Source organism: Arsenophonus nasoniae DSM 15247 (genome assembly GCF_000429565.1).
Taxonomy (GTDB): Bacteria; Pseudomonadota; Gammaproteobacteria; order Enterobacterales; family Enterobacteriaceae; genus Arsenophonus; species Arsenophonus nasoniae.
On record NZ_AUCC01000140.1, the window covers coordinates 1 to 4,790 of the forward strand.

The 4,790-nt window shown below is 33.0% G+C and carries 2 protein-coding genes and 2 pseudogenes; all 4 read left to right on the forward strand.

Going from position 1 to position 4,790, the window contains the following annotated elements; translation table 11 throughout:
- Positions 1 to 518 precede the first annotated feature (518 nt).
- Complete coding sequence (mdtD, locus tag G468_RS0116225) at positions 519 to 1,916, forward strand: multidrug transporter subunit MdtD (RefSeq protein ID WP_026823942.1); 1,398 nt, start codon at positions 519 to 521, stop codon at positions 1,914 to 1,916.
- Positions 1,917 to 2,031: 115 nt separating this feature from the next.
- Positions 2,032 to 3,528: pseudogene (gene ravA, locus G468_RS21505) on the forward strand (ATPase RavA).
- 3 nt (positions 3,529 to 3,531) lie between these two features.
- The gene (locus tag G468_RS21510; RefSeq protein WP_051297166.1) at positions 3,532 to 4,524 is read left to right on the forward strand and encodes a vWA domain-containing protein; all 993 of its coding nucleotides are present in this window, start codon (positions 3,532 to 3,534) and stop codon (positions 4,522 to 4,524) included.
- Between the two features lie 59 nt (positions 4,525 to 4,583).
- A pseudogene (locus G468_RS0116240) lies at positions 4,584 to 4,790 on the forward strand (hypothetical protein); the annotation flags it as partial.

A 4,790-nucleotide genomic window follows, 5' to 3' on the forward strand; every position in this document is an offset into this window, starting at 1 on the left:
GTTCATATATGAATTAACTGTTTGTCACTCTTTAAGACTTAATCTTCAAATAGTTTTTGATGATGTCTTGCGAGTGCCCACACAGATTGTCTGATTAATTGTTAAAGAGCGTGCGACTGGAGTCGCGAGGTGGCGTATACTACGCTTTTCACCTGTAAAGTCAAGTAGTTATTTCTACTTTTCTTTACTCTGCGTCGCTAAAATCCACTTCAAGTGATTGGTTCTATACTGACTCAGTGGGGGCGCATTATAGGGAGTTTTACGCGGCTGGCAAGTAATAATTTGTAAACTTTAGCTGTTTGCTCTTTTTTTCGACAAAAACAATTTAATTATGTTTTAGTTTCCTGTAATTTTAAATTTTTTAGTGGTAATTATTTAGAAACAATTATCTAGATCAAAGTTATATAAGCAATAGCTCATTAGATATCTGTTAGTGCTATAATTTTCTAAAATAAATAAAAGATAATCTATTTTATAATCTGATTTGTTTTGGTTTACCTTATTTTTTAGGTTATTAAATGTTAAAAACAACACAAAATATGTTTGGCCTACCAGTTATAGCCGCAATGGCTTTTTTTATGCAAAGCCTAGATGCAACTATTTTAAATACTGCATTGCCTGATATAGCTAAAAGTCTTAATCATTCTCCTTTAGCAATGCAATCTGCTGTAATAAGTTATACATTAACCGTTGCTCTCCTTATACCTGTCAGTGGATGGTTAGCTGATCGCTTTGGTACAAGAAAAATTTTTATCTTTGCAGTTAGTCTATTTTCTTTAGGCTCTTTCTTATCTGCAATGTCATTATCATTAGAATTTTTGGTTTTTTCTCGCATCATTCAAGGAATAGGTGGTGCAATGATGATGCCTGTCGCACGTTTAGCATTATTGAGAGCTTACCCACGCAGTGAATTACTGCCTATTTTAAATTTTGTTACTATTCCAGGATTAGTTGGACCTATATTAGGACCTTTACTGGGTGGTCTTTTAGTAACTTATACCAGTTGGCATTGGATATTTATTATTAATATTCCGATTGCTTTATTAGGTATTTTATATGCACTAAAACATATGCCTGACTTTAAAATGCCTAAACGCGCCTTTGATACCACAGGGTTTATTCTTTTTGGTGTTGGTATTGTGATGTTAACGGTGAGTTTAGATTTTTTTAATAACGAAAAATTAACTAATTATGCACCATTAATTATAATTATGGGCGGCATTTTTTTACTTTTTCTTTATGTATTACACGCAAGGAAAATCTCTTATTCGATTATTCCATTAAGTTTGTTTAGCACAAGAACCTTTTCTATCGGCATAGCCGGTAACATTATGACCCGTTTAGGAACAGGCTGTATTCCGTTTTTAATGCCGTTGATGTTACAAGTAGGATTTGGACACCCAGCAGTTACAGCGGGTTTAATGATGGCTCCAATGGCGATAGGATCTATATCGGCAAAATCTGTTGTGACAAAAATATTAACTAACTATGGCTATAAAAAAACACTTTTTACAATAACATTTGTTATTGGTTTAATTATTACTCAATTTTCATTGCAATCACCCAATATGCCAATTTATGTTTTGATAATTCCTTTATTTTTACTGGGAGCAGCAATGTCTACTCAATTCACAGCTATGAATACGCTTACTCTAGCAGATTTAACTGAAAACAATGCCAGTTCTGGTAATAGTATGTTAGCTGTAACTCAACAACTTGCTATCAGTTTTGGTATAGCGAGTAGCGCCGCAATTTTACACTTTTTTGAGTCGCTACCTTATGGTGATCATATTGATAATTTTCATTATACATTTATTACTATAGGTATGATTACGCTGTGTTCTTCATTTATTTTCCTTCTGTTACAGCAAGAAGACGGACAAAATTTAATTAATAAAAAAGATCCCCAACAGTAAACATTTCATGTAAATAGAACAAACCTAAAATAAATTAGGTTTATTTTTTTTTATTGCATTTACTAAAATTCAATAAATTAATTTGCAATAATTCTTTTTAACAGGAGAAGAGTATATGCAATTAGCTGAACGCATTGCTCAATTAAGTAACTATCTAGAAGCTGGTCTATATGAACGGCAACATACTATTCGCCTTTGTTTATTAGCCGCATTATCCGGAGAAAGTGTTTTTCTACTAGGTCCACCTGGTATTGCTAAAAGTATGATAGCTAGGCGGATAAAATAAGCCTTTAAAACAGTTAATTCGTTTGAATATCTAATGACTCGTTTTTCAACACCAGAAGAAATTTTCGGTCCACTTTCCATTCAAGCATTAAAAGAAGAAGGACGTTATCAACGTTTAACGGCAGGCTATTTACCTGATGCCGAAATTATTTTCCTTGACGAGATTTGGAAAGCCGGCCCCGCTATATTAAATACGCTATTAACGGCAATTAACGAAAAAAAGTTTAGAAATGGCTTTCACGAAGAAAATATTCCCATGCGCTTACTTGTGACTGCTTCCAATGAGCTACCAGAATCAGATAGTAGTCTTGAAGCTTTATATGATCGTATGCTTATTCGTTTGTGGCTAAATAAGGTTCAGAAAAAACAGAATTTTAGGGCATTATTAAATAGTAAAAAAGAAGAAAATGAAAATATTGTTCCCAAGCAACTACAAATAAGTAATGAAGAATATGAAGAATGGCAAGTAAAAATTTGCCAAATAAAACTACCTGATGATTGCTTTGAAATAATTTATCAATTAAGGCAACAAATTGATAATTTAGTTCCATCACCTTATATTTCTGATCGTCGATGGAAAAAAGCGATTCACTTACTCCAAGCTAGTGCTTTCTTTAATGGGCGTGATGCCATATCACCTTTAGATATTATTTTATTTAAAGATTGCCTTTGGCATGATCTACAATCCCTACAGCTATTGACACAATTAATTACTACGTTATTAATAGAAGAAGGTTGGCAACAACAAGCTATCAATAAGAAAATAGATGATCTTCATAATGATTGGCAGCAATCAATCCAAATTAATAACAATAAAACCGCTTTTAAATTAAAGAAAGAAAATCGTCTATTCAATCGCATTCCATATTATTCTGTATCCAAGCAAATTAATGAAAAAAACATAACATTATTTTTACATACCCCGCTTGTTTTACATAATATAAAAGTTATTTCTATTACCATAGATAAGAGTTCAATCAACGATACATTAAACAAAGGAAAAATTTCTGCTCAACTTAATAGCATTGGTTATCCTCAATTAATTTCAGCGCAAGTTAATAGCAAAAATCAATTGCAAGTGCTGGATGCAAGTAGAAAATCATCAACAGTTTATTTAAACGAAAAAATAGATGAAAATAAATTAGATAATAAATGGCTGGAAAAACTTGAACAACTTAATCATTTAATTCAACAACAAAAATCTTTATTTAGTCATCATCAACCTTGTTTTTTTATTGAAGATCATTGGCTAGCAACTATTGAGCAAAGCTTTTTAACTCTAACAGATAAATTATCTCAATTAAGAAAGCAGATGATGAGCAAATAATCTATGTTAAATATCGCAACGATTGATATGTTACTCTCCATTAATGAGTTGGAGCTAATAGAAGAAATTGTTTTAACATTACTCGCCACACCTCAATTAGTCATTTTTTTCGAAAAGTATCCTAATTTAAAATCTATTTTATTAAATGATCTTTTAGCATGGAAAAAAAATTTATATCGTCAATTGCAAGAGACCTTGGTGCCAATTAAATTAACCGAAGAATTTGCACTTTATCAGCAAAATTTAGCCATTGATACCACAAAATTTTTTAGTAATCTTCCGGTAACTATTAATAAATTAACAGAAATAGCTTCTACTTTTGTGCAAGAAGCTAATTATTTACAGGAAAGAATATCTCATGATCCCGCTGGACAATCGCTATTTATTCAACGCTGGCGTCTTAACCTTATTATTGAAGTGACAACGTTTAATAAACTGTTATTAGAGCGGGAAAAAGAACAATTATTGGCTGAATTAGAGCAACGATTGAAATTAACCGGAAATTTGATAGAAACGTTTAATCAAGATAATCATTCTGTTGGTAAATTATGGGATATTAGTAAAGGCGTTTTAACGCAATCTTCTAATAATATTCAATTGTTAATTCAGTATAGTCATTTTTTACAACAACAACCTGAACTAGAAAAATTAGCCGAACTTTTAGGTAGAAGGCAATCGTTGAAACCTAAACAAAAACAGCAGCAAATGTTAGAGTCAATAATCTCTGTGGAAAAAATACCTGACCAAATACCAGAGCAAATTAGTGGTATAAACCACGGTAATGATATTTTGCGTCTTTTGCCAAGTGAATTAGCTTTGCTTGGATTAGAAGAACTTGAATTTGAATTTTATCGCAAATTAGTCGAAAAACAGTTACTCACATACCGGCTACAAGGCGATAATTGGCAGCAACGAAAAATATTACGTCCAGCTATTAAGTATGAACGTAGCACGCTACGCGTGAGCGGCGCAGCGGTGCTGCTTCGGGGATGTTAATGAGTTAAGTACTGTTTTATACTCTGCAGTAGGTTAATTTTTTTCAGGGATTCATCTCGATGGCTCGCAATAAATCTCCCAGAAAGCGTAAACCGGTTAAATCAGGCAGGCTGCCCGTCACTTCACGTGCCACAGCGCCTGTTTATCCGAAACGTTTTATGCTCTCTCTCCCACCCGAAAATGATGATGACAGACCGCCTGAATTTTTTTATGACACCCTAAAAGAAGCCATACGCCACTGCCTCCGACTCGGCCCCCAATTTTTT